Below are 23,177 nucleotides of genomic sequence, written 5' to 3'. Positions count from 1 at the left end.
GCGTGTCCCCGACCGCAGCGACATCCCGCGACCCACGCATCCACGTCGATGCCCGCCACCTGCTGAGCCTCGGCGGGCGCACCGGCGCGCTCAGCCTTCTGCCCCGGCAGCCGGCCCGTTCGGTGCTGAACGGCCGCCATGCCTCACGCCTGCGCGGGCGCGGCCTGAATTTCGAGGAACTGCGCACCTATCTGCCCGGAGACGACATCCGCACGATCGACTGGAAAGTGACGGCCCGAACGGGCGAGCCACATGTGCGCGTCTACACCGAAGAGCGTGACCGCCCGGCGCTGCTGCTAGTGGATCAGCGGGTTTCGATGTTCTTCGGCACAAAAGTCTACATGAAATCGGTAGTGGCGGCCGAGGCCGCGGCCATCGCCGCCCATCGGGTTTTGGCACAGGGCGACCGCGTCGGCGGTATCGTGTTCGGCGATACCGACGTGGCCGAGCATCGACCACAGCGCCGCCCGGCGGCTTTGCGGCGGTTTCTGTCCTCGCTCGGCGCACTCAATTGCAGCCTGAATGCCAGGCTGCGCCCACAGACCACGGTCTCGCTGAACCAGGTGCTGCAACAGGCTGCGCGCATCGCACATACCAATGCCTTGGTCTGTGTGTTCTCGGACTTTGACGGCCTGACCGACGGGTCCGAACGGCTACTGCGCCGCCTGGCCCATTCCAATGACCTGATCCTGTTCGACATTTCCGACCCGATCTCGCGCCACATGCCGCCCGAGCTGCGGCTGACGGTCTCGGACGGCGACCAGCAGATCGAACTGGACGCGTCTGACCGCCAAATGTCGGACCGCGTGACCCAAGCGATGGAGCAGAGGTTGGCGCAGCTACAATCCTGGTCGCGCCGATACGGGTTTCCGATCGTCCCGCTGACCACGGCCGAGCCCGCATTGGCCCAGATACTCCGGCTGTTCGGCCACCAAGGGGGACGGTCATGACCCCGGACACCGAAGGCAAATCGCTGGTCGAACTGCTGGACATGCTGAAACCGGCGCCCGAGCCGGCTCCGATTTCCATGGTACCGCAGACCTGGGGCTGGGTTGTTCTGGCGGTGGCGCTGTTGCTCGTGGTTGGTCTGATCCTCGTGACGATCTGGCGGCACCGGCGGGCAAATGCCTATCGGCGGCTTGCGCTGAAGGAATTGGACCGGTGTCAGAATGACCCGGCCAAAGCCGCCGAGATCGTTCGCCGTGCCGCCCTTGCCGCCTTTCCCCGGTCTCAGGTGGCCGGTTTGACCGGTGAAAACTGGTCGAATTTTTTGGGCCAAACCGCTGACCTGTCAGGGTTTTCCGCCTCTGCCCTCGGCAACCTGGCAGCCGCCCCCTACCGCAAGGGGATCTCAGACCCGAATGCCGCTGAACTGGCGCGGTACTGGATCAAGTCGCATCGGTCCAAGGGGGCGGCGTGATGTTCAGTTTCGCCGCGCCTTGGGTTTTTCTTCTGCTGCCACTGCCGGCAGTGGTCTATTTCCTTGCTCCGCCGCACCGGCAACGGGTCGATGCCATTCGCATCCCGTTCTTTCGCCACGTCGCCCAGGCTGCCGGGGCCGAGCCGCAGTCTGGCTCGGTAACACTGAGACGCACGCGGATGCAATCCGGGCTGGTGATCCTGATATGGGTGCTGCTGGTTCTGGCAATGGCCCGGCCCGAAAGGTTGGGCGACCCGATCGTCGTCGAAAAATCCGCCCGCGACGTGGTGCTGGCTGTGGACATCTCGGGTTCGATGGACCAGCGCGATTTCAAGGCAGAAGGCGGCACGCCCAAGCAGCGGCTGGAGGCCGTAAAGGACGTTCTGCGTGCCTTCATCGCCGGGCGCAACGGCGACCGGATGGCGCTGATCATCTTCGGCACCCGCGCTTTCGTTCAGGCTCCGTTCACCGAGGATTTGCAAAGCCTCAACGGTTTTCTGGACCAGACCGCTGTCGGCATGGCGGGTCCGAACACGGCGCTGGGCGATGCGATCGGGCTGGGCATCCGCACCTTCGAGTCGAGCGAGGTGGACCAACGCCTGATGATCGTATTGTCGGACGGTGCCGACACCTCAAGCCGCATGACGCCGGTCAATGCCTCGTCGATTGCGGCGGACAAGGGTGTCGTGATCTATACGATCGGCGTCGGCGACCCGGCTGCCACGGGCGAAGACCGGGTCGATCTGGACGCGCTGAAGGACATCGCCAACAAAACCCAAGGCCAGTATTTCTTTGCCGATGATGAGGCCGCCCTGACAGAGGTCTACCAGCAGATCGACGCCCAGAACCCCCGCGTGGTGGAAACCCAACGCTACCGCCCAAGGGTCAGCCTTGCACACTATCCGCTGGCGGCGGCGCTCCTCCTCATCCTCTCCAGCACCCTGGGCTTTCGCCTTTCACAGGGTCGGAGGCGCGCGGCATGATCGACGCTCTGGCCCAGTTTCATTTCCTGCGCCCCTACTGGTTGCTGCTGTTGCTGCCGATTGCTGCCTTCTGGTGGCTGACCCGGCCACGCAGATCCGGCAGCTCGGAACTGCCTGCGGGCATCGCGCCCCACCTGGCGAAGGCACTAAGTCTGGGGGCCGAGGATCAACGTCGGGTCGGTCCGCTGGACTTCGCAATGCTCGCCGCCAGTCTTCTGACCCTTGCCGTAGCAGGGCCGACATGGTCACGGGCGCCGAACCCTCTGATTGCGGACACCGCGCCGCTGGTGATCGCGCTCAAAGTCACCGACAGCATGGAGTCGGCCGACCTCGCGCCGTCAAGGCTGGACCGTGCCAAGTTGAAGATTACCGATCTGATCAACACCCGCGCAGGTGCGCCCACCGCCCTGATCGCCTATGCCGGATCCGCACACCGGGTCGCGCCGCTGACCGAAGACGCCAACATCCTGCGCCCCTTGCTCGAAGGGTTAACCCCGGCGGTCATGCCGGTCGCGGGCGATGCCGCCGGTGACGCGCTGACGCTGGCGCAGGACATTCTGGGCGATCAGATGGGCACAAGTGCGGTTCTCTTTGTACTAGACGATGTCGATCCGCAGCAGGTTTCCGCATTGGGACAATCTGATATCCCATTGTTTTTCCTGACGATGCTTCCGAATGGTCGCCAGATTCCGCAACTGGACGGCCTGCCCAATGCCTCGATTGTTCCGTTCTCGGGCGATGACCGCGACATCATCCGACTGAACCGCGGTATCACCAGCAGTTTTTCCGCGGCCCTGGGCGAGGACGATCGCGTTGACTGGCAGGACCGCGCTTGGATTTTGGCCTGGCCCGTCGCCCTGATCGCACTGCTGTGGTTCAGACGTGGCTGGGTCATTCGCTGGGGATTTGTGGCATTGCTGTTTCTGCCGCCGACCGGCGCGCGCGCAGACGCTTGGCGGGACTGGTTCCTGACCCCGGACCAGCAAGGCCAGATCGCCATGAACCGGAAGGACTACGCCGCGGCCAGCACGCTGTTTCAGGATCCGTATCACCGAGGCTACGCCCAGTTGAAAGCCGGGCAATATGCGGAAGCGTCTGAGACCTTTACCCAGCTTTCCACGCCCGAAGCGGCGTTTGCCGAAGGCATGGCCCGCATCCGAAATCGACAGTATCGTCCGGCCATCGCGGCCTTTGAAACCGCGCTGGAGCGCCGCCCGGATTGGCCAGAGGCCGCGTACAACCTGGCCGTCGCCAAAGCCATTCTGGCCGAGGTCGAATCCACCCGTGAGCAATCCGACACCGGCGAAGCGTCGGGCATCGGGGCTGACGACATAGTGTTCGACAACGAAGCCGGTCTGGGCGCGGACACCACGCAACCGGCCGAGACCGGGGACGCCGCGACCCTGTCGGCCGATCAGTGGATCAGTGCCATCGACACCGACATGCAGGACTTCCTGCGCAGCCGGTTTATTCTAGAAAATCAGGAGCGTTCCCAATGAAGTACCTCGCGTTCTTGATGCTTCTTCTGTGCCCCGCCCAGGCTTTGGCGCAAGCAACAGACATCCAGCCCCGCGTCACGATCGAAGTGCCTCCGGATCCGACAATCGTCGGCCAACCCGCCATCGTTCGCCTGAAGGTGCTGGTGCCGACCTACATGCCAAATCCACCGGTCTTTCCATCGCTTGAACAGGAAAATCTTCTGGTGCGCTTGCCCGATCGCGCTTCGGGGCCGGTCAGCGAGAGCGTTGAGGGCGAGACATGGTCTGGGGTTCAGCGCAGCTATCGGCTGTATCCGTTGGTCTCCGGTACGTATGAATTTGCAGCGGCCGCGGTTCAGGTGACCTATGCCGATCCCGAAACCAACGATCCCGTTCAGGTCTCGGTTCCCCTGCCCGCCGTTCGCCTGACAGTCGAGGTTCCTGACGCAGCCCGAGGACTGGATCCCCTGATAATCGCTGACGGGTTCGAACTGTCTCAGGAGATTGAGGGCGATACCAGCCTTCAAACCGGAGACGCACTGACCCGCACCATCACGGCCAAAATCACCGGAACGACCCCGATCATGATCCCGCCTTTGTTACCCGAGATCGAGGACCCGTTGTTGCGAGCCTATCCCAATGAACCCCGATTGTCGGAAACCGAAGACCGGGGCGTCCTGTCCGGCCAACGTACCGACCGCGTGACGTATGTGGCCCAGGACGGCGGACAGACCCAATTGCCTGCTGTCGAGATCGATTGGTTCAACCTCAAGACCAACAAGATCGAAACTGCGCGCGCCGATCCCTTCGACCTCGTTCTTGCGCCGCCGCCGTGGCAACCTCCGGACCGGGAAACGGTGATACGTCTGGTCGGCTATTTCACCATTGGGGCCGCAATATTATGGCTTGTTTTCCGCAAACTATATTCGGTTTTCAATGTACATTTGGAAGCCGCCAGACAAAGCAGGCTGGCCTCGGCCGCGCATGCATTTTCGGAACTCAAAAAAGCTGTGCGCCAACAAGACATCGCCCGCGTTTATCAGACGTTGGAAGACTGGAAACGGCGGCTGGCCGACCCACCAGACACTGCTGAATTCGAGGCTTCTCTGGCCGAAATCGGAGCGTCCAGATATGGAAGAGATAATCTCCAACCGGAAAACTGGCGCAAGGTCCGCGATTGTCTTGACCGTATCGCCCGCCCGCGGCGTCACTCTCAATCCGGCTTGCCTCAGCTCAATCCCTGACGCGGTTGCCACCCACTTACCCTACTCAACCCAATCGGAGCCACACCCCAAGGGCGCCATCTTCTAACATAAGTATTTTTGGATTGGTCTTTGTGATAGTTTTCAATTGCCTAGAGGGGCTTGTCTTGATTCCCCTTTTTGCCGAACCGCCTGAACTGGAAAGGGCGTGTTGAATGATTGACGGATCGGGGGGCGTATTTTCCCCCTTTTGACTTTCCTGCAAGGCCGTTTTTGCCTGACCACATAAGGAGAAAAAGATGTCATCACAGGGAAATTTAACGCATTTATGGCGCAAAGGGTTACGGCGACTGGCCGTGGCCACGGTGTCCCTCGCGCTGGCCGCACCGGCTTGGGCACAGGATCAGAAACCGAACATTCTGGTCATCTGGGGCGACGACATCGGTCAGTCGAACATCTCGGCCTATACCATGGGTATGATGGGGTATCGCACGCCGAATATTGACCGGGTTGCGAATGAAGGCATGATCTTCACTGATTATTATGGCGAGCAATCCTGTACCGCAGGCCGGTCGTCCTACATCATGGGTCAGTCAGTGTTCCGCACAGGGCTGTCGAAGGTCGGCCTGCCGGGTGCGGATCTTGGTATGCAGGTCGAAGATCCGACCATTGCTGGTCTGTTGAAGGACCACGGCTATGCCACCGGTCAATTCGGCAAGAACCACTTGGGCGACAAAGATGAACATCTTCCGACAAACCACGGATTTGACGAATTTTTCGGCAACCTGTACCACCTGAACGCGGAAGAGGAACCCGAGAACGAGGACTATCCGGGCGATGCGGTTCTACCCGATGGCCGGACCTTCCGCGAAGCCTTTGGCCCGCGTGGCGTCATAAAGTCCAAGGCCGACGGAACCATCGAAGATACCGGACCGCTGACCAAGAAGCGGATGGAAACCGTGGATGACGAAACCGTGGCTGCGGCGATCGACTTCATCAAGCGTGCCCACGAACAGGGCCAGCCCTTCTATGTCTGGTGGAACGGAACGCGCATGCACTTCCGCACTCACGTCAAAGACGAGATGCGCCAGCAGGCCAATGACATGACCGGTCGTGTGATGGACGAATACTCGGCCGGCATGATCGAACATGACATTCATGTGGGCCAGCTGCTCGACCTGCTTGACGAGTTGGGCATCGCAGACAACACGATCGTCCACTACTCGACGGACAACGGACCGCACTACAACACCTGGCCTGATGCCGCGTCCACGCCCTTCTGGGGTGAAAAAAACACCAACTGGGAAGGCGGCTGGCGCGTACCCTCGATGGTGCGTTGGCCCGGCAAGATCGAACCCGGCTCGGTCACCAACGAGATCGTGCATCACATGGACTGGCTGCCCACCTACCTGGCGGCGGCCGGAGATCCCGAGATCAAGGAAAAACTGAAGCAGGGCTACAGTTCGCCGGCCATGGGTCGCGACTATAAGGTACATCTGGACGGCTACAACATCCTGCCGCTGTTGACCGGTGAAACCACCGAAAGCCCGCGCAAGGAAATCTTCTATTTCTCGGATGACGGCGACCTGACCGCCCTGCGCTACGGCGACTGGAAGTTGATCTTTCTGGAGCAGAAGGCCTGGGCCACCCTGCGCGCCTGGATGGAACCCTGGACCGAACTGCGGGTGCCGATCATCGTGAACCTGCGGCGCGATCCCTATGAGCGCGGATACCGGACCTCGAACACCTATTACGACTGGATGATCGACCGCGTGTATCTGCTGGTGCCGGCTCAGCAATATGTGGCGAATTTCCTGGCGACCTTCCGGGAGTTCCCGCCGCGGCAGGAAGCAGCTAGCTTCAGCTTGGACCAAGTGATCGAGACGATGCTGACGCCGACCAACAACTGATAAAGGTCGGTTCTACTCTCGAGGGTCGCCGGCCTGAGCGGCGACCCCCATTATTTTGCAATAAAAGGATATTTCGTGTTTCGACAGCTTGTTTCAGTCGCCCTTCTTGCGCTGCCGGCAGGACTTGCGGCCGGCCCCTTGCTCAGTTGGACCGATAGCCCCAGCAAAGAGCGGATCATCGCCTTCGTCGATACGGTGACTACGCCGGGCACCAAGTAATACGTCATCCCCGGCGACCGTGTGGCCGTATTCGACAATGACGGTACGCTGTGGGCGGAACAACCCGTCTATTTCCAGTTCATCTATGTCATGGATAAACTGGCTGAGAAGGCGCACGACGACCCGTCGATCCTGAGCACGCCGACGTTGGAAGCCGCCGCCAGGGGCGACGCCGAGACCGCATTGAAGGGCGGAGAGGAAGCCCTGATCGAAGTCGTCAGCGCCACGCATTCGGGTCTGAGCGTCGAGGCGTTCCAGCCAGCCGTCGCCGAATGTTTCCAGACCGGGCGCCATCCCCAAACGGGGCTGGCTTATGACCAGATCACCTATCAGCCCATGGTCGAGCTGCTCGGATACCTGCGCGACGAAGGGTTCACGACCTATATCGTCTGGGTTGGCGGGGTGCATTTCATGCGCGTCTTTACTCGGGATGCCTATGGGATACCCCCCAATCAGGTTCTGGGAACTTATGCCGAAAGCATTTATGAACTGGTGGATGGCGCGCCCACGATCATGAAGGCGCCCGCGCTGGCCTTCATCGACGACAACGAGGGCAAGCCCATCAACACCGAGCGCACGATTGGCAAACGCCCCATCATGGCTGTCGGAAACTCGGATGGTGATTTCGCAATGCTCGAATGGACCACCGCCGGCGACGGGCCGCGGATGGGGGTTCTGATCCACCACACCGACGCCGAACGGGAATGGGCATATGACCGCGACAGCCACATCGGGCGCCTTGTCGACGGTCTGGACAAAGGCCCGGAAATGGGCTGAGTTATCGTGGACATGGCCAAGGACTGGTCCCGGGTTTTCACCGGATCGAACTGAAGCGCGGAAGGGTTGCCCCCAATGTGGACATTCATCGCCTCGCTATCGGTCTTTGCCGTCTATTGCGTCGCGGTGTTTTTCTCGGTGCGGGCGGCGCAGACGGCGCGCACGCCGCAAGGGGCCGTCGGGTGGGCGGTGTTTCTGCTTTCGGCGCCCTTTCTGGCGGTTCCGCTGTACCTGTTTCTCGGCCATCACCGGTTTCGCGGTTATCACATCGCACGCAAGGAAAGCGAACGCGTGGTCGAAGGCATTCGCGCCTTTTCCGACGCCGCCAAACCCGACCCCACCGGCCTTTCGATCAACCCCAGGCCGTTCGAGGCCCTAGCCCACCTGCCCGTCTGCCGTGGCAACAGCATGGACCTGCTGGTAGATGGCCAGGCGACCTTTGAGGCGATCTTCGCCGCGATCGATCGGGCGCAAAAATACGTTCTGATCCAGTTCTATATCGTGCGCGACGATGCGCTTGGGATCGAACTTCAGGAAAAGCTGATCGACGCGGCCAGCCGTGGCGTGCATGTACGCTTCATGACCGACGCGGTCGGCAGCTATGGCCTGCCATCGGCCTATCTGGAAGAGCTGCGCCGGGCCGGTGTGGACGTAGCCGACCCACGGGACCAGCGCGGACCGAATTTCAGGTTCCAGCTGAATTACCGCAACCACCGCAAGACCGTGATCGTCGATGGCGAGATCGGATTCATCGGCGGCCACAATGTCGGCATCGAATACCTTGGCCAGGATCCCGAATTCGGCCGCTGGCGCGACACCCACATCCGGATGACTGGCCATATCGTGCGCCAGTTGCAGTTGATCTTCACCGAGGACTGGCACTGGGCCCGCGGCGAAGACCTGATCGATCTGCTGGACTGGGCCGGCAGCGAATCCGACCGGAACATGAACGCGCTGCTGGTGGCGACCGGTCCCGGCGACGACACGGAAACCGGGGCGATGATGTTCTTCGCCGCGATTGCCGCGGCGACCGACCGCGTCTGGATTGCCTCGCCCTATTTCGTGCCCGACATCGACATCATGTCCGCGCTGAAGAATGCCGCCCTGCGGGGCGTGGACGTGCGCATCCTGGTGCCCGACGCGATCGACCATCGTCTGCCCTGGCTGGCGGCCTTCGCCTATTTCGACGAGATTCGCGACTGCGGCGTGCGCGTCCTGCGCTATACCGACGGGTTCATGCATCAAAAGGCGTTCGTGGTCGATGACACGCTGGCGGCCGTCGGTACCACAAATCTCGACAACCGCTCGTTCCGGCTGAACTTCGAGGCGATGGCCCTGTTCTTCGACAAACGCGCGGCCGAGGCCGTGGCCGACATGCTCCGCACCGATTTCGAGAACAGCTATGAGTTGACGCGCCGGCTGATCCAGCAGCCGCCGCATATCCGCCATGGGGCGCCGCTGGCCCGCCTGTTCGCCCCCATCCTCTAGGGGTTCACGTGTTCTTCGAACATCCGGGTCATCAACGCGACCAGAAAGGCCGTGGACAGGCCAAAGGCCAGCAGCCCGGTCACGGATGCAAAAGCGCCGAAGATGCGTAACCCTTCCCCCAGAACGATGTCGCCGTAGCCCAGCGTGGTGAAGGTCACCAACGAAAAATACAGCGCCGAGTTCCAGTCGGGCAACACGTCACCCAGAACCCAGACCACCGCCCAGATCCAGACCTGAACCGTGTGCGCCGCGACGATCACACCGAGGGAAAAGGCGATGGGTCCGGCGGTACGCAGGATGCGGCTGCGGCTCTGCCAGTTCTGGTCCAGCCGGCGCAGCACCAAAACGCACCAGGTCAGCAACCCGATCTCGATCAGGAAACACAGCCCCAGATAGAAGCTGCCCCAAAGGATCTGTTGCAGCAATGTCATGTCTCACTCCGGCAATTGTCCAACCCCGAACTCGAAGAATGACGGCATCAAGCGCCCGGCACAAGGGACGTCCACGTGCGGCGAAATGAACGCGTGGAGTTCGGGCACTGGACACCGGCGCCGCGTGCCGCACATTCTGGGGTGGAGTATGACAGGCCCTGACATGTTGCTGGAATTTCACGATATCCACAAAACCTATCCCGGCGGGCGCCCGGTTCTGAACGGTGTTTCGCTGTCTCTGGATCAGGGGCAGACCCTCGCCCTGACCGGCGAAAGCGGCAGCGGCAAGAGCACGCTGCTGAACCTCGCGGCCACCCTAGACCGGTTCGACAGCGGAGAGATTCTTCTGGATGGCACCGCTCTGTCGCGGCTCGGCGACGCCGACCGCGCGGCGCTGCGCCGGACGCATGTGGCGCTGGTGTTCCAGCAGTTCAACCTGATCCCGTCGCTGACCGTCTCGCAGAACCTGTCGTTCCATGCGCGGCTGGCAGCCCGGCACGACCCCGAGTGGGAGGCGCATCTGATCCGGCGGTTGGGGCTGTCCGATCTGACCGAGCGTTATCCTGAAGGCCTCTCGGGCGGACAGCAGCAACGGGTGGCCATCGGGCGCGCCCTGGCGGTTCGGCCTCGGCTGCTGCTGGCTGATGAGCCCACCGGCAACCTGGACGAAACCGCCAGCGCCGCGGTGCTGGATCTGATGCTGGCGCTGGTTGCGGAAACCGGCGCCGCGTTGCTGCTCGTCACGCATTCCCCGGCCATCGCGGCTCGCTTGGACAGGCAGGCCCATCTGACCAACGGCCGTATCGCATGATCGGCACCGCCCTACAGGCGCTGTGGTCGCATTGGCGCTGGCACCGGGTGCAATTGGCCACCCTGCTGACCGGTATCGCCCTGGCGACCGGGTTGTGGTCGGCCGTTCAGGCCATCAATGCCGAGGCGCGCGCCAGCTATGACCGGGCCAATACGCAACTGGGGCTGGGGCAACTGGACGAGTTGATCCATCCCTCGGGGCGCATCCCGTTGGAAACCTACGTCGGGCTGCGCCGTTCGGGCTGGCAGGTCGCCGCGGTTCTGGACGACCGGATCGACGCAGGCGGACGATCCGTGCGCCTGATGGGGGTCGACATGGTCACCTACCCGGCCCTGCCGGCGCTGACTGATCCGCAGGGGAACCCACCCGCCCCCGAAACCGTATTGACCGCACCCGGTCGGTTGTTTGCCACACCCGATCTGGCTGCGCAGCTTTCTGAGCGGCCGGATCTGCCTCCGATCCTGACCAGCACGGCGCTGCCGCCGGATCTGGTCCTGACGGATATCGGCACCGCCGAAACCCTTCTGGGTCGGTCGGGCATTCTGACGCGCCTGGTGGTGCTGCCCGACCAGCCCCGTGCGCGACCGCCGCTGGATCAGGTTGCGCCCGACCTGCGCCGCCGGGGCCCGGACAGCCGAGTCGACACGGCGCGCCTGACCGACAGTTTTCACCTGAACCTCTCGGCCTTCGGGCTGTTGTCCTTTGCGGTGGGGCTGTTCATCGTTCATGGCACGGTCGGGCTGGCCTTCGCGCAGCGGCGCGGTATGGTTCGGACCCTGCGCGCGCTTGGAGTGCCGCTGGCTACACTGTCGCGGCTGATGTTGGCCGAACTGGTCGTAATTGCCCTGATCGGCGGAACGCTGGGTCTGGTTCTGGGGCATCTGCTGGCTGGCGCGTTGTTGCCCGACGTGGCCGCCACCCTGCGCGGTCTGTACGGCGCACCGGTCCAGGGGCAGTTGCACCTGCGGCCGGAATGGGCCGCCGCCGGGCTGGCGATGGCCGTGGGCGGCACGATTCTGGCCAGCGGACAGGCGTTGTGGCGGCTGGCCAAGCTGCCTCTGCTGGCCGCGCCCGGCGTACAGGCGTGGCGCGGCGGAACCGGCCACCGCGCCAGCGCCTTGACCGGGCTGATTGTCTGTGTGGCAGGAATTGCCGCGTATTCCCTGTTCGACGGGCTGGTGGCGGGCTTTGTCCTGTTGGGCGGCATCCTGACCGGCAGCGCGCTGCTGCTGCCGATACTTGTGTCGACCGCCCTGCGCGTCTTTGGCCGGCGCGCAAGAAAGCCGGTGGCGCAATGGGTCTGGGCGGACATGCAGACGCAGTTGCCGGGGCTGTCTCTGGCGTTGATGGCGTTGCTGCTGGCGCTGGCGGCGAATATCGGCGTGGGCACGATGGTATCCAGCTTTCGGCTGACCTTCCTTGGCTGGCTCGATCAGCGGTTGGTGTCGGAACTGTACGTGACGGCCGAGGACACGGATCAAGGCCGGCAGATCCAGGCCTGGCTTGAGCCGCGCGCCGAGGCGGTTCTGCCGATCCGCAACGTCGAGCTGTCCCATGAAACTGGGCCGTTGTTCCTGTATGGCATCGTCGATCACCCGACCTATCGCGAACACTGGCCGCTGGTCGCCGGCGACCCCGATGTCTGGGACACGCTGTTTCAAGGCGGGGGTATTCTGATCAACGAACAACTGGCCCGCCGCGCCGATCTGTGGCCCGGCAACCGCTTGCCCCTTGCGCCCGGTAAGACATTGACGATTACGGGGGTCTATTCCGACTATGGCAATCCGACTGGGCAGGCCATCGTGGCCATGGACCTGTTCGATCAGATCGCGCCCGAGGCCGAGAACCGCCGGTTCGGCGTACGGATCGACCCGACTCAGGCTGCCCCTCTGGCCGATGCCTTGCGCGCGCGGTTCGACCTGGGCCCGGGTGCCGTGGTGCCGCAAGCAACCGTCAAGGCGCAGTCGCGTGCGATCTTCGAAAAGACGTTCGTCGTGACCTCGGCGTTGAACGTGCTGACGCTGGGCGTCGCCGGATTCGCCATATTCACCAGCCTGCTGACACTGTGGACACAGCGTTTGCCGCAGATCGCTCCGGTCTGGGCGCTTGGGCTGACCCGGCCTCGGCTGGCTGCATTGGAACTGTTGCGCAGCGTGCTGCTGGCCGCCCTGACCGCCTGCCTTGCCTTGCCCTTGGGGCTGGTGCTTGCCTGGATCCTGCTGTCGGTCATCAACGTTCAGGCGTTTGGCTGGCGTCTGCCCATGTTCCTGTTTCCCTGGGCCTGGGTGCAGCTTTTCGTACTGACGGCCATCGCCGCCCTGCTGGCCGCCGCCCTGCCCGCGTGGCGATTGCGCCGCGTTCCACCCGCCGACCTGCTGAGGGTTTTTGCCAATGAACGTTAAGGCGCTTGTCTTTCTGCTGCTGGCCCCTTTTGCGGCATCTGCCCAAGGCTTTGCCGGTCTGGGCAGCAGCGCCGAAGGCTTTGAAATCCCGCAGCCGGGCTATCGCTTCGACTTCCCGGCCGATCACGGCCCGCACCCGACCTTCCGCATCGAATGGTGGTACCTGACCGCCAACCTGACCGGCGCGGACGGGCAGGAGTATGGCATCCAGTGGACCCTGTTCCGCTCGGCGCTGTGGCCATTCGAGGAGAGCGGCTGGCAGAGTCCACAGCTGTGGATGGGTCATGCCGGCCTGACGACACCGGACACCCACTTCTTTGCCGAACGCCTGGCGCGTGGCGGCATCGGGCAGGCCGGGGTCACAGCCAACCCGTTCGAGGCCTGGATCGACGAATGGCACATGCGCGGCGACACCATCGACGCGCTGACACTGCGCGCCAACGGGGCCGATTTCGGCTATGACCTGACCCTAGCGGCGGAAGGCCCCCTGGTGTTCCATGGCGACGGTGGGTATTCGGTCAAATCCGGTGAGGGGCAAGCCAGCTATTACTATTCGCAACCCAGATACGCGGTTTCAGGGATACTGCACCTGCCCGACCGCGATGTGCAAGTCACCGGCGAAGGCTGGCTGGATCGCGAGTGGTCCTCGCAACCGCTGGCTGCTGATCAGTCCGGGTGGGACTGGTTCTCGCTGACATTCGACACGGGCGACAAGATGATGGCCTTTCGGCTGCGCGGCGGTCGGGGCGATTTCACGGCCGCGACCTGGATCGATGCCGAAGGCTCCAGCCAGTCCCTGCCCGATGGTCAGATCCGATTCACGCCCGTGCAGACCAGTTTGGTGGACGGGCGCGACATCCCGACCGAATGGGCGATAGCGCTGCCGGCCAAGGGGGTCGATATTCGCGTCAATGCCCTGAACTCCGGCGCCTGGATGGGCACCCGATTTGCCTATTGGGAGGGGCCGGTCAACGTGTCAGGCAGCCACGTCGGGCGCGGCTACCTTGAAATGACGGGGTATGGATCGCCGCCCTAGCGTACGACGTAGACCGAAACATCCGAATGCCGCACGACCCGCGCGGCGTTCGGCCCCAGCAGGTAGTCCTTGAAATCCGGCTTGTGCGCACCGATCACGATCAGATCGCTGCCGGCGCTTTCGGCGGTTTTCAGAATCTCTTGATAGGCCGTGCCGGTGGCCACCACATGCCGGATCGAGGCATTGCGCTCGGCGCCCAGCACATCCTCGCACAGGGCGACCAACTGGTCATGGGCCTCTTGCGTGGCTTTTTCGTGGAAATCCGGCTTGAAGAATCCTGACACCCAGCTTTCACCGAAATCCGGTAATACGGTCACCACGTCCAGTTGCGCTCCGTCCAGATCGGCAAGTTTGACCGCTTCTTTCAGGACCGGGGCGTCGATCTTGCCGTTGCTGATGTCTACGGCGCACAGAACCGATTTGCTCATGCGGGTACCTCTTGTCTGGCGGCACGGCCGCGTTGCAGGAAGGCGATCAACCCCAGCAGCAACATGGCCGGGATGTAGATCAGCTGTTTCGGCGGCTGGCTGACCGGCAGATCGGCGGATGCGATGCGCACCGGCTCGTCGCCGTAATAGTCGAAATTGGCCAGACTGTCGGCGATGGGCGCGCCGAACATCGGTTCGTCCATCTTAACCAGTCCGTCCTCTTCGATCAGCAGAAAGCCCATGGCCTCGACCCGCGCCGCGCCATCGGCTTCGGACCCGACGGTGACGACGACCGTGGTCTCGGTCATGTTGCCGGTGTCGAAATCCGGCCCGCTGACCACCACCCGCACCTCCGTGCCGGGCTCCGCCTCGCCCACGGCCTGCACGAACCCGGCCGGCTCGACCTCGAGATGCGAGGGCGAGATTCGATCCATGAAGAAATCCGGGCGGAACAGCGCGAAGGCGATCGCGATCAGGGCGACGCTTTCATAAATGCGATTGTGGGTCAGGAAATATCCCATCGTGCCAGCTGTGAACACGAGGATGGCAATCGTGGCGAATACGGCCACTATGATCCCTTCGACCCAGGTGACGTCGATCAGCAGCAGGTCGGTGTTGAAGATGAACACGAAAGGCAGCGCAACGGTGCGCAGGCTGTAAAAGAAGGCGATGAACCCGGTCCTGATGGCGTCGCCCCCCGAAACGGCTGCCGCGGCAAAGCTGGCCAAGCCCACGGGCGGCGTTACGTCGGCCATGATACCGAAGTAGAACACGAACAGATGCACGGCGATCAACGGCACGATTAGGCCGCTTTGCGCGCCCAGTTCCACCACAACGCCCGCCATCAGCGAGCTGACGACGATATAGTTCGCGGTGGTCGGCAGCCCCATGCCCAAGATCAGGCTCAGCAGCCCGACCATGACCAACATCAGGATCAGGTTGCCGCCGGACAGGAACTCGACCAAATCGGCCATCACCTGCCCCACGCCAGTCAGGGTCACGGTGCCGACGATCACGCCCGCGGTGGCCGTGGCCAGCGCGATGCCGATCATGTTGCGCGCACCGTCGATCAGGCCTTGCCACAGATCGGCGACCCCATCGACAAAGGCATTCGCCAGATCGCTTTGCCCGCGGAAAATCGCCTTGAGCGGTTTCTGTGTCAGCAGGATCACGAACAGCAGCGCCGTCGCCCAGAAGGCCGACAGACCCGGCGATTTCTGTTCGATCATCAGGAAATACACCAGAACGACGATCGGCAGGAGGTAATGCAGGCCGGCCTTGTAGATCTCGGAGATCACCGGCAGCTTCACTTCGGTCGCGTTCGGGTCATCGGGCTCAAGGTCAGGCACCTGCGCGGCCAGATAGACCAAGGCCACATAGATCGCGCATACGATCAGGCTGAGGATCAGCCCCGCGCTGGACGGCGCCCAAGCGGTGACCGCTTCGACCGGGTATTGCGAGCCATAACACAGCCCCGCAAACACCAGGAAGAACATCAGCATCCCCACGACCGTGCGCGCCAGATGTACGTCGCGGTCGCCCAGGGTGGGCATGTTTCGCTTCACGGCCTCGAGATGCACGATATAGACCAGCGCGATGTAAGAAATCGCCGCCGGCAGGAAGGCGTGAGTGATCACCTCGACATACGAGATGCCCACGTATTCCACCATCAGAAAGGCGGCCGCCCCCATGACGGGCGGCATAATCTGGCCGTTGACCGAACTGGCAACCTCGACCGAGCCGGCCTGTTCGCTGGAAAAGCCCACGCGTTTCATCAGCGGGATGGTAAAAGTGCCAGTGGTGACGACGTTGGCGATGGACGAGCCTGAAATCAGGCCGGTTGCAGCCGAGCCGACGACGGCGGCTTTGGCCGGCCCTCCGCGCAGGTGGCCCAACGCGCCAAACGCCATCTTGATGAAGTAGTTCCCCGCCCCGGCTTTGTCCAGCAGCGCGCCGAACAGAACGAACAGGAACACGAATTTGGTCGAAACACCCAAGGCGATGCCGAACACGCCTTCGGACGTGATCCACATGTGGCTCATGGCTTTTTTCAGGCTGGCACCTTTCCAGCGGATCACTTCGGGAACCCATTCGGACGAGCCGAAGAACACATAGGCCAAGAATATCGTCGCGATGATCGCCATTGCCGGGCCGAGCGCACGTCGCGCGGCCTCGAACAGCAGCAGCAGACCACCCAGGGCGACCCATTTGTCCACGTCGTCAGCCAAGCCGCCGGCATTCACGATCTTGTCGTAGAAGAAATATCCATAAAGCGCCACGCCAGCGCCCAGAACGCCCATAATCCAGTCCTGGATCGGAATGTAGTTGCGCGGGCTGGATTTCAGCGCCGGATAGGCCGCAAAGGCCAGAAACAACGCGAAAGCCAGGTGGAACTGACGCGCGTTATTGACGATGCTGCCGGGCAGGATGACGTTCGACAGTGGCGAGGCCAGAATGACCTGGAAAATCGACCAGATCGCCGCGACTATGGCCAAGAACAGCCCGACGTTGCCCGCTGGATCACGCGCACCCGCATCCGAGGATGCGACCAGTTCCTGCAGTTCTTCTTCGGATAGCGGACGATTGCCCTGAGGGTCAGCGCTCATTAAAAATCTCCCGTCCCGCGGCCGGTTCTTGGCCTGCTTTGTTTTTTGTCCGGCCTCCCGCCGGCGGAAACGAGGCGCCGTTGGGCGCCTCGCGGTCTTGGGTCAAAGCCGGATTACTGGATCCAGCCCTTTTCGCGATAGTATTTCTCGGCACCCGGGTGCAGCGGAGCGGACAGGCCGTCCTTGATCATTTCCTCAGGCTTGAGGTTGGCGAAGGCCGGGTGCAGCTTTTTGAAGTCTTCGAAGTTCTCGAAGACCGAGCTGACGACGGCATAGACCGCATCTTCCGACACATCGGCCGAGGTCACGAAGGTCGCGCCCACGCCAAAGGTCTGCACGTCCTCGTCGGTGCCGCGATACATGCCGCCGGGGATGGAGGCCTTGCGGTAGAACGAGTTGTCCTCGACCAGCTTGTCGACCGCCGGGCCGGTCACGTTGACCAGAACGGAGTCACATGCGGTGGTCGCTTCCTGGATCGAACCCGAGGGGTGGCCGACGGTATAGACCATCGCGTCGATCTGGTTGTCGCACAGGGCGGCCGACTGTTCGGCGGCTTTCAGCTCGGTGGCCAGTTCGAAATCATCCGTCGTCCAGCCCACCGCTTCCATCAGCACTTCCATGGTGCCGCGCTGACCGGAACCGGGGTTGCCGATGTTGACGCGCTTACCCTTCAGGTCTTCGAAGTTCTTGATGCCGGAATCGGCGCGGGCCACTACTGTGAACGGTTCAGGGTGCACCGAGAACACGGCGCGCAGGCCCTCGAACGGGCCGGCTTCTTCGAATTTCGAAGTGCCGTTATAGGCATGGTACTGCCAGTCCGACTGGGCCACACCGAACTCCAGCTCGCCTTCGCGGATCGTGTTGATGTTGTAGACCGACCCACCCGTCGATTCGACCGAGCAGCGCACGCCATGTTCCTTGCGGCCCTTGTTCACCAGACGGCAGATCGCGCCACCTGTCGGGTAGTACACGCCGGTCACGCCGCCGGTGCCGATGGTGATGAATTCTTCGGCATAGGCCGCGGGGGCCATCAGCGCGGCAGTGACGACCGCACCCAGGCTCAGCTTGCTTTTCTTGATCATTTGAGGACTCCCAAGATTTTTTGCTTTCTGACGGAAGACGGGTCAAGAACCCGGTCCGGGGATCGAGCGGATAGGGCAATCCGACGCGTCATGCAACGGATGCAACCATCTGTATTCCCAATTTCTCCCAACAGGTTCGAGGTTTGTGTCACCTTGACGCTTTGTCAAGCCTTCTGACCTTGGGGCACCCTACCCGCCGCAGATGTGACGATGGGCCGGAATAATTCCCCCCTGCCACACGACTCGGCACGCCGGCCTTTCGCGGCAAGTGGGCGCAGCAACCGCCTGTTGACCCTGCCGACCCGGCGCACCGCTATGTCACGGCCGTTCGTACCATGCCCGTCGCCACAACTGTCGTTGCAAGGAACGGCGGGCCGAACGCCGCTCTGGGCAACGCATTTTCGTGTTTTCGTGAAAATTCAGCGTGGTGCCCAAGGTGAGACTCGAACTCACACGGTATTGCTACCGGGGGATTTTGAATCCCCTGCGTCTACCATTCCGCCACTTGGGCCACGCGCATTGAATTACCGCCCAAGCGTGCGAAGGTCCAGAGGCAAAAATCACCAAAGACAGGGCAGCGCGATAGCGCAAGAGGTTGACGCTGGGGCGTGCACATGATTTGCCTCGTCAGACTTGAACAGTGGAATTTGGTGCAAATGCTGCGATCGCTGTATGACTGGACCATCCGTCTGGCCGATCACCCGCATGCCCTGTGGGCGCTGGCCGTCGTGGCATTCATCGAAAGCTCGTTCTTTCCGATCCCGCCCGATGTTCTGATGATCCCGATGATTCTTGCGCGCCCGTCGCGCGCCTGGCTGATCGCCACCGTGGCCCTGGTTGCCTCGGTGCTGGGTGGGATGCTCGGCTACGCCATCGGGGCCTTCTTCTACGAAAGCGTGGGCCAGCCTATCCTCGAGACCATGGGCAAGGCCCACGCCATGGAAGAATTCAACCAGCGGTTCAACGATTTCGGTTTCTGGGCGGTTCTGACCGCCGGCGTCACGCCCTTCCCCTACAAGGTCATCACGATCATGTCCGGCTGGACGGGCATGCCGCTGGGCACCTTCATCGCGACATCCATTCTGGCGCGTGCGCTGCGGTTCTTCATGGTTGCCGGGCTGCTTTGGGGCTTTGGGGAACCGATCCGCGATTTCATCGAAAAACGTCTGGGTTTAATGTTCACCCTTTTCATCTTTCTGCTGATCGGCGGATTTTTGGTGGTGAAATACGTATGACGCGCAAAAGCACACTCATTCTTCTGGCCGCCACCGGATCCATGGGATTGCTGCTGGGGGCCTGGGCCTTTCAATACATCGGCGGAATGGCACCTTGCAAAATGTGCTTCTGGCAACGCTATCCACATGGCGCGGCGATCGCGATCGGCGCCTTGGCCTTCGCCCTGCCGGGCGTACGCCTCCTGCCGCTTCTCGGCGCGGCGGCCGCCGCTACCACCTCAGGCATCGGCATCTATCACGCCGGGGTCGAGCGCGGGCTATGGGAAGGCCCGTCCAGCTGCACCTCGGGCAGCATCAGCGGCCTGTCGACGGAAGAATTGATGGAACAGATCATGGCCGCCCCACTGGTGCGCTGCGACGAAATCCCGTGGGAGATGTTCGGCCTGTCCATGGCCGGATGGAATGCACTGCTGTCCGCAGGTTTGGTTCTAGTCTGGCTGGCCGCCTGGCGCGCCCGCTGACCCTACTGGGCGTCCAGTTCCGCATCCCAATACAGAAAGTCGATCCAGCTTTCGTGCAGGTGGTTGGGCGGAAACTTCCGCCCGATGTTCTGCAGCATCTCGGCATCGGGCTGGCGCGGCGGCTTGCGCAGGCTCATCCCGGCTTGGCGCAACGATTTCGACCCCTTGCGCAGATTGCACGGGCTGCAGGCGGCGACCACGTTCTGCCAACTGGTGACGCCTCCGGCCGCGCGCGGCACCACATGGTCAAAAGTCAACTCGCCCCGGCTGCCGCAATACTGACAGCGGAACTCATCCCTCAGAAACAAATTAAAGCGCGTGAAGGCCACGCGCTTTCTGGGTTTCACGTAGTCTTTCAGGACAACCACCGACGGTATTCGGATCACCGTGCTGGGGCTGCGGACCACCTCGTCATATTCGGCGATGATATCGACCCGATCCAGCCAGGCGGCTTTTATCGCCTCTTGCCAGGGCCACAGCGACAGCGGATAGTAGGACAACGGGCGGTAATCGGCGTTCAAAACCAAGGCCGGATGGTGCTTCAGCGCACCCGGCTCCCTGACAAATTCGGTCCTGAAATCTCCGTCCATCGCAGAATCGCTCCTCGCTCTCGGCTGCCTGTATGGGACACCAGAGCGGGGAGCACCCGCCCCGGTCTTGAGTCAACTATATATCGTGGCAAAGCTCTGGCAAGCCCTGAGTTTCCACAATATCTCGAGAGCATGATAGGCAGCGGCCGTAACAAGCGCGTGACAGTTATCCACAGCTTGCGCTGGCGATGAACCGCGGGTATGCGAGACCCATGTCCTGGTTCATCCGTTTCAACAAGCCGTTCGACGTGCTGCCGCAATTCACCGACCGGCAAAACGCCGACTCGCCGCGCCGCACCCTGTCAGATTTCATCGACTTGCCGGGTGTCTATCCGGCCGGGCGGCTGGACCGCGACAGCGAGGGGCTGATGCTGCTGACCGACAACGGGCGGCTGCAATCCCATATCTCGGACCCCAAGCACAAGATTCCCAAAACCTATTGGGTCCAGGTCGAGGGCATCCCGGATGCGGCGGCCATTCGGGCCCTGCGCGACGGGGTGGAGTTGAATGACGGCATGACCCGCCCAGCCAAGGCGCGGCTGATCGACGAACCCCAAGGCCTGTGGCCGCGCACCCCACCGATCCGCGACCGCAAGACGGTGCCGGATTGCTGGCTGGAACTGACCCTGCGCGAAGGGCGCAACCGTCAGGTGCGCCGCATGACGGCCGCCGTGGGCCACCCCACCCTGCGCCTGATCCGCGCCAAGATCGGGGACTGGACCCTGGACGACCTCGCCCCCGGCAGCTGGGACAGTCTGCCGATGCCCGTTCTGGAAACCGCCCCCCAACGCAAGCGGGACAGGCGTCCGCGGCGGTGACTTTTTCGGCGATGTCCGATATCATGTCGCCATGAAAGTAGCAGCCGGAATCCCGTCGCCTTCGGGCATTCTCGAGGCCGCGCTGTATGTCGATGATCTGGATGCCGCCGAACGGTTCTATGGCGAGGTTCTGGGCTTGGAACGCATTCAGCGCGTGGAGGGCCGGCACGTGTTCTTCCGGGTCGGCGCCTCGGTGTTGCTTTTGTTCAACCCTGACCAGACAGAACAGCCTCCGACCAACCCGGACCTGCCGGTGCCGCAGCATGGCGCTCGCGGTTCGGGGCATGTGTGCCTGATCCTGACGCGCGATCAGATCGCGTCGATGCGCAAGCATTTGTTGGACTGGAACGTCCCTGTCGAGGCCGAATTCGACTGGCCCAACGGGGCCCGGTCGCTCTATGTGCGCGACCCGGCCGGAAATTCGGTGGAATTTGCCGAGGGTCACCTGTGGGGGTGACTCTACCCAGTCACAGGCTCAGCTTGTCGCGCATGAAGGCCAGCGCGACGCCCAGCCCGTCGGGTGCGATTCCATGGCCGGTGCCCTTCATGATGTGGGCATAGACCTCCTTGAAGCCCGCGCGCTGCAGGGCCTCGGCGGCCTCGGGCAGCGATTGCGGCGGCACCATGTCATCGGCATCGCCATGCACCAGCAGCACGGGCATCCGGCTGACCACCTCGTCGGCCAGCAGGTCAGGCTCCAACAGGCGGCCGGAAAACGCGATCACGCCAGCCACCGGGTCTTCGCGGCGCGGGGCCACGTGCAGGCTCATCATCGTGCCTTGGGAAAAGCCGAACAGCACCACCTGCTCGGGCAGCACGTCCTCGTCCACCATCAGGGCGTCGAGAAAGGCGTTGAAATCCTCGACCGCCATTTCCATGCCGCGCCGGGCCTCCTCCTCGGACGAACCGTCGATCCACGGGATCGGAAACCACTGGAAGCCGCTGGGCATGCCGGGGATCTGCTCGGGTGCGTCGGGGGCCACGAACAGCGTGTCGGGCAGGTGTTCGCCCAGAACATCCGCAAGCCCCAGCAGATCGGCCCCGTTGGCGCCATAGCCATGCACGAACACCACGACCGAGCGCGTGTCGCCCGAAACCGGCTCTTTGCGGAGCGCGTTCAAAACCCTTGTCATCTGATCCCTTCCCTATCCTTGGCCACGCGGTAATAGGCCCACAGAACCCGGGCTGCAACCGACCGCCACGGCGACCACGCCTCGGCCATCTGCCGCAGCGCCTTGTCGGTCGGCCGATCTGGCAGGCTGTACAGCATCCGCGCGGCCTCCTGCAGGGCCAGATCGCCCGACGCGATCACATCCGCCCGCCCCAGCGAGAACATGGCATAAATCTCGGCCGTCCAGACCCCGATGCCCGGCACTTGGGTCAGCTTCGCAATGACCACGTCATCGGGTACCTCGCGCAGGGCTTTGTAGTCGATCCGCGCCTCGGCCAGCGCACGGGCATAGCGGATCTTCTGACGGCTCAGCCCGACTGCGCGCAGGTCATCATCGGTGGCCCACTTGATCTTGCGCGGCCCGGTCAGGCCGGCCTGCTGCATCCGCCCCCAAATCGCGTTGGCCGAGGCCACGCTGACCTGCTGGCTGACGATGGCGCTGAGCAGTTGCGCGAAACCGTCGGGCCGGCGGCGCAGGGGCAACGGGCGGGTCAGTTCGATCGCGTGCGCCATGCGCGGACAGGTGTCAGACAGCCACTCGGCCCCTTCCGCAACGCATTCTGGTGTCTCGATAATTCGACCAACGGTCATGGCGGCTCCGGGTGGCGGTTCAGGGCGCAGGTTAGGCT

Annotated in this window: 23 protein-coding genes and 1 tRNA gene; 16 read left to right on the top strand and 8 right to left on the bottom strand. The window is 62.8% G+C overall.

Annotated features, from left to right (window positions below; all coding sequences use genetic code 11):
• Positions 1-2 precede the first annotated feature (2 nt).
• The 9 genes from AC2FM3_RS00770 (at position 3) to cls (ending at position 9,477) form a co-directional block, all read left to right on the top strand.
• Positions 3-950: a DUF58 domain-containing protein gene (locus AC2FM3_RS00770; RefSeq protein WP_496678273.1), complete on the top strand. Its 948-nt coding sequence runs from the start codon at positions 3-5 to the stop codon at positions 948-950.
• The gene (locus AC2FM3_RS00765) at positions 947-1,420 is read left to right on the top strand and encodes a DUF4381 domain-containing protein (RefSeq protein ID WP_496678271.1); all 474 of its coding nucleotides are present in this window, start codon (positions 947-949) and stop codon (positions 1,418-1,420) included. Before AC2FM3_RS00770 ends, AC2FM3_RS00765 begins: the two co-directional genes overlap by 4 nt.
• Positions 1,420-2,403, top strand: a complete 984-nt coding sequence (locus AC2FM3_RS00760) for a vWA domain-containing protein (RefSeq protein ID WP_496678269.1) — start codon at positions 1,420-1,422, stop codon at positions 2,401-2,403. Before AC2FM3_RS00765 ends, AC2FM3_RS00760 begins: the two co-directional genes overlap by 1 nt.
• On the top strand, positions 2,400-3,902 hold the full coding sequence (locus AC2FM3_RS00755) for a VWA domain-containing protein (protein WP_496678267.1): 1,503 nt from the start codon (positions 2,400-2,402) through the stop codon (positions 3,900-3,902). Before AC2FM3_RS00760 ends, AC2FM3_RS00755 begins: the two co-directional genes overlap by 4 nt.
• A gap of 137 nt (positions 3,903-4,039) precedes the next feature.
• The gene (locus AC2FM3_RS00750) at positions 4,040-5,125 is read left to right on the top strand and encodes a hypothetical protein (protein WP_496678264.1); all 1,086 of its coding nucleotides are present in this window, start codon (positions 4,040-4,042) and stop codon (positions 5,123-5,125) included.
• A 257-nt stretch (positions 5,126-5,382) separates the two neighbouring features.
• Positions 5,383-6,993, top strand: coding sequence for an arylsulfatase (locus tag AC2FM3_RS00745; RefSeq protein WP_496678263.1), 1,611 nt, complete (start codon positions 5,383-5,385; stop codon positions 6,991-6,993).
• A 75-nt stretch (positions 6,994-7,068) separates the two neighbouring features.
• Complete coding sequence (locus tag AC2FM3_RS00740) at positions 7,069-7,212, top strand: hypothetical protein (protein WP_496678261.1); 144 nt, start codon at positions 7,069-7,071, stop codon at positions 7,210-7,212.
• 21 nt (positions 7,213-7,233) lie between these two features.
• The gene (locus tag AC2FM3_RS00735) at positions 7,234-7,989 is read left to right on the top strand and encodes an HAD family hydrolase (RefSeq protein WP_496678260.1); all 756 of its coding nucleotides are present in this window, start codon (positions 7,234-7,236) and stop codon (positions 7,987-7,989) included.
• A 75-nt stretch (positions 7,990-8,064) separates the two neighbouring features.
• Entirely contained in the window at positions 8,065-9,477 is a 1,413-nt protein-coding gene (gene cls, locus AC2FM3_RS00730) for a cardiolipin synthase (protein ID WP_496678259.1), read from the top strand.
• Here cls and AC2FM3_RS00725 read toward each other — a convergent pair.
• Entirely contained in the window at positions 9,474-9,908 is a 435-nt protein-coding gene (locus AC2FM3_RS00725) for a potassium channel family protein (protein WP_496678258.1), read from the bottom strand. The genes cls and AC2FM3_RS00725 overlap by 4 nt on opposite strands.
• A gap of 163 nt (positions 9,909-10,071) precedes the next feature.
• Between AC2FM3_RS00725 and AC2FM3_RS00720 the strand changes: the two genes are divergently transcribed.
• The 3 genes from AC2FM3_RS00720 to AC2FM3_RS00710 are packed head-to-tail and all read left to right on the top strand — an operon-like array spanning position 10,072 to position 14,157.
• Complete coding sequence (locus AC2FM3_RS00720; RefSeq protein ID WP_496678361.1) at positions 10,072-10,719, top strand: ABC transporter ATP-binding protein; 648 nt, start codon at positions 10,072-10,074, stop codon at positions 10,717-10,719.
• A complete protein-coding gene (locus AC2FM3_RS00715; protein ID WP_496678256.1) occupies positions 10,716-13,121 on the top strand; it encodes an ABC transporter permease in 2,406 nt (801 codons plus the stop codon). Before AC2FM3_RS00720 ends, AC2FM3_RS00715 begins: the two co-directional genes overlap by 4 nt.
• The gene (locus AC2FM3_RS00710) at positions 13,111-14,157 is read left to right on the top strand and encodes a lipocalin-like domain-containing protein (RefSeq protein WP_496678253.1); all 1,047 of its coding nucleotides are present in this window, start codon (positions 13,111-13,113) and stop codon (positions 14,155-14,157) included. Before AC2FM3_RS00715 ends, AC2FM3_RS00710 begins: the two co-directional genes overlap by 11 nt.
• On the opposite strand, the gene AC2FM3_RS00705 is transcribed toward AC2FM3_RS00710, so the two are convergent.
• The 4 genes from AC2FM3_RS00705 to AC2FM3_RS00690 form a co-directional block, all read right to left on the bottom strand.
• On the bottom strand, positions 14,154-14,585 hold the full coding sequence (locus AC2FM3_RS00705; protein ID WP_496678252.1) for a universal stress protein: 432 nt from the start codon (positions 14,583-14,585) through the stop codon (positions 14,154-14,156). The genes AC2FM3_RS00710 and AC2FM3_RS00705 overlap by 4 nt on opposite strands.
• Entirely contained in the window at positions 14,582-17,191 is a 2,610-nt protein-coding gene (locus AC2FM3_RS00700) for a TRAP transporter permease (RefSeq protein WP_496678250.1), read from the bottom strand. The genes AC2FM3_RS00705 and AC2FM3_RS00700 overlap by 4 nt, the downstream gene beginning before the upstream one ends.
• Before the next feature lie 113 nt (positions 17,192-17,304).
• Positions 17,305-18,273 carry a TAXI family TRAP transporter solute-binding subunit gene (locus AC2FM3_RS00695; protein WP_496678249.1) on the bottom strand — a complete coding sequence of 323 codons (969 nt, stop codon included), beginning with the start codon at positions 18,271-18,273 and terminating at the stop codon, positions 17,305-17,307.
• A gap of 425 nt (positions 18,274-18,698) precedes the next feature.
• Positions 18,699-18,784 (bottom strand) — tRNA-Leu (locus tag AC2FM3_RS00690).
• A 145-nt stretch (positions 18,785-18,929) separates the two neighbouring features.
• Between AC2FM3_RS00690 and AC2FM3_RS00685 the strand changes: the two genes are divergently transcribed.
• Together AC2FM3_RS00685 and AC2FM3_RS00680 are read left to right on the top strand one after the other, a co-directional pair.
• Positions 18,930-19,508 (top strand): YqaA family protein, encoded by a 579-nt coding sequence (locus AC2FM3_RS00685; protein ID WP_496678246.1) that lies wholly within the window; start codon positions 18,930-18,932, stop codon positions 19,506-19,508.
• Positions 19,505-19,969 carry a disulfide bond formation protein B gene (locus AC2FM3_RS00680; protein ID WP_496678244.1) on the top strand — a complete coding sequence of 155 codons (465 nt, stop codon included), beginning with the start codon at positions 19,505-19,507 and terminating at the stop codon, positions 19,967-19,969. Before AC2FM3_RS00685 ends, AC2FM3_RS00680 begins: the two co-directional genes overlap by 4 nt.
• A 2-nt stretch (positions 19,970-19,971) precedes the next feature.
• On the opposite strand, the gene AC2FM3_RS00675 is transcribed toward AC2FM3_RS00680, so the two are convergent.
• Positions 19,972-20,559, bottom strand: coding sequence for an HNH endonuclease (locus AC2FM3_RS00675; protein ID WP_496678242.1), 588 nt, complete (start codon positions 20,557-20,559; stop codon positions 19,972-19,974).
• Between the two features lie 212 nt (positions 20,560-20,771).
• On the opposite strand from AC2FM3_RS00675, the gene AC2FM3_RS00670 reads away from it, so the two are divergent.
• Together AC2FM3_RS00670 and AC2FM3_RS00665 are read left to right on the top strand one after the other, a co-directional pair.
• Positions 20,772-21,377 (top strand): pseudouridine synthase, encoded by a 606-nt coding sequence (locus tag AC2FM3_RS00670; protein WP_496678239.1) that lies wholly within the window; start codon positions 20,772-20,774, stop codon positions 21,375-21,377.
• 31 nt (positions 21,378-21,408) lie between these two features.
• Positions 21,409-21,834, top strand: a complete 426-nt coding sequence (locus AC2FM3_RS00665) for a VOC family protein (protein WP_496678238.1) — start codon at positions 21,409-21,411, stop codon at positions 21,832-21,834.
• Between the two features lie 10 nt (positions 21,835-21,844).
• On the opposite strand, the gene AC2FM3_RS00660 is transcribed toward AC2FM3_RS00665, so the two are convergent.
• On the bottom strand, positions 21,845-22,510 hold the full coding sequence (locus AC2FM3_RS00660) for an alpha/beta hydrolase (protein WP_496678235.1): 666 nt from the start codon (positions 22,508-22,510) through the stop codon (positions 21,845-21,847).
• Entirely contained in the window at positions 22,507-23,139 is a 633-nt protein-coding gene (locus tag AC2FM3_RS00655; protein WP_496678232.1) for a DNA-3-methyladenine glycosylase family protein, read from the bottom strand. Before AC2FM3_RS00655 ends, AC2FM3_RS00660 begins: the two co-directional genes overlap by 4 nt.
• Positions 23,140-23,177 lie beyond the last annotated feature (38 nt).

The organism is Ruegeria sp. BHSB172 (assembly GCF_059613165.1).
This window is presented reverse-complemented; position numbering and strand designations above follow the sequence as displayed.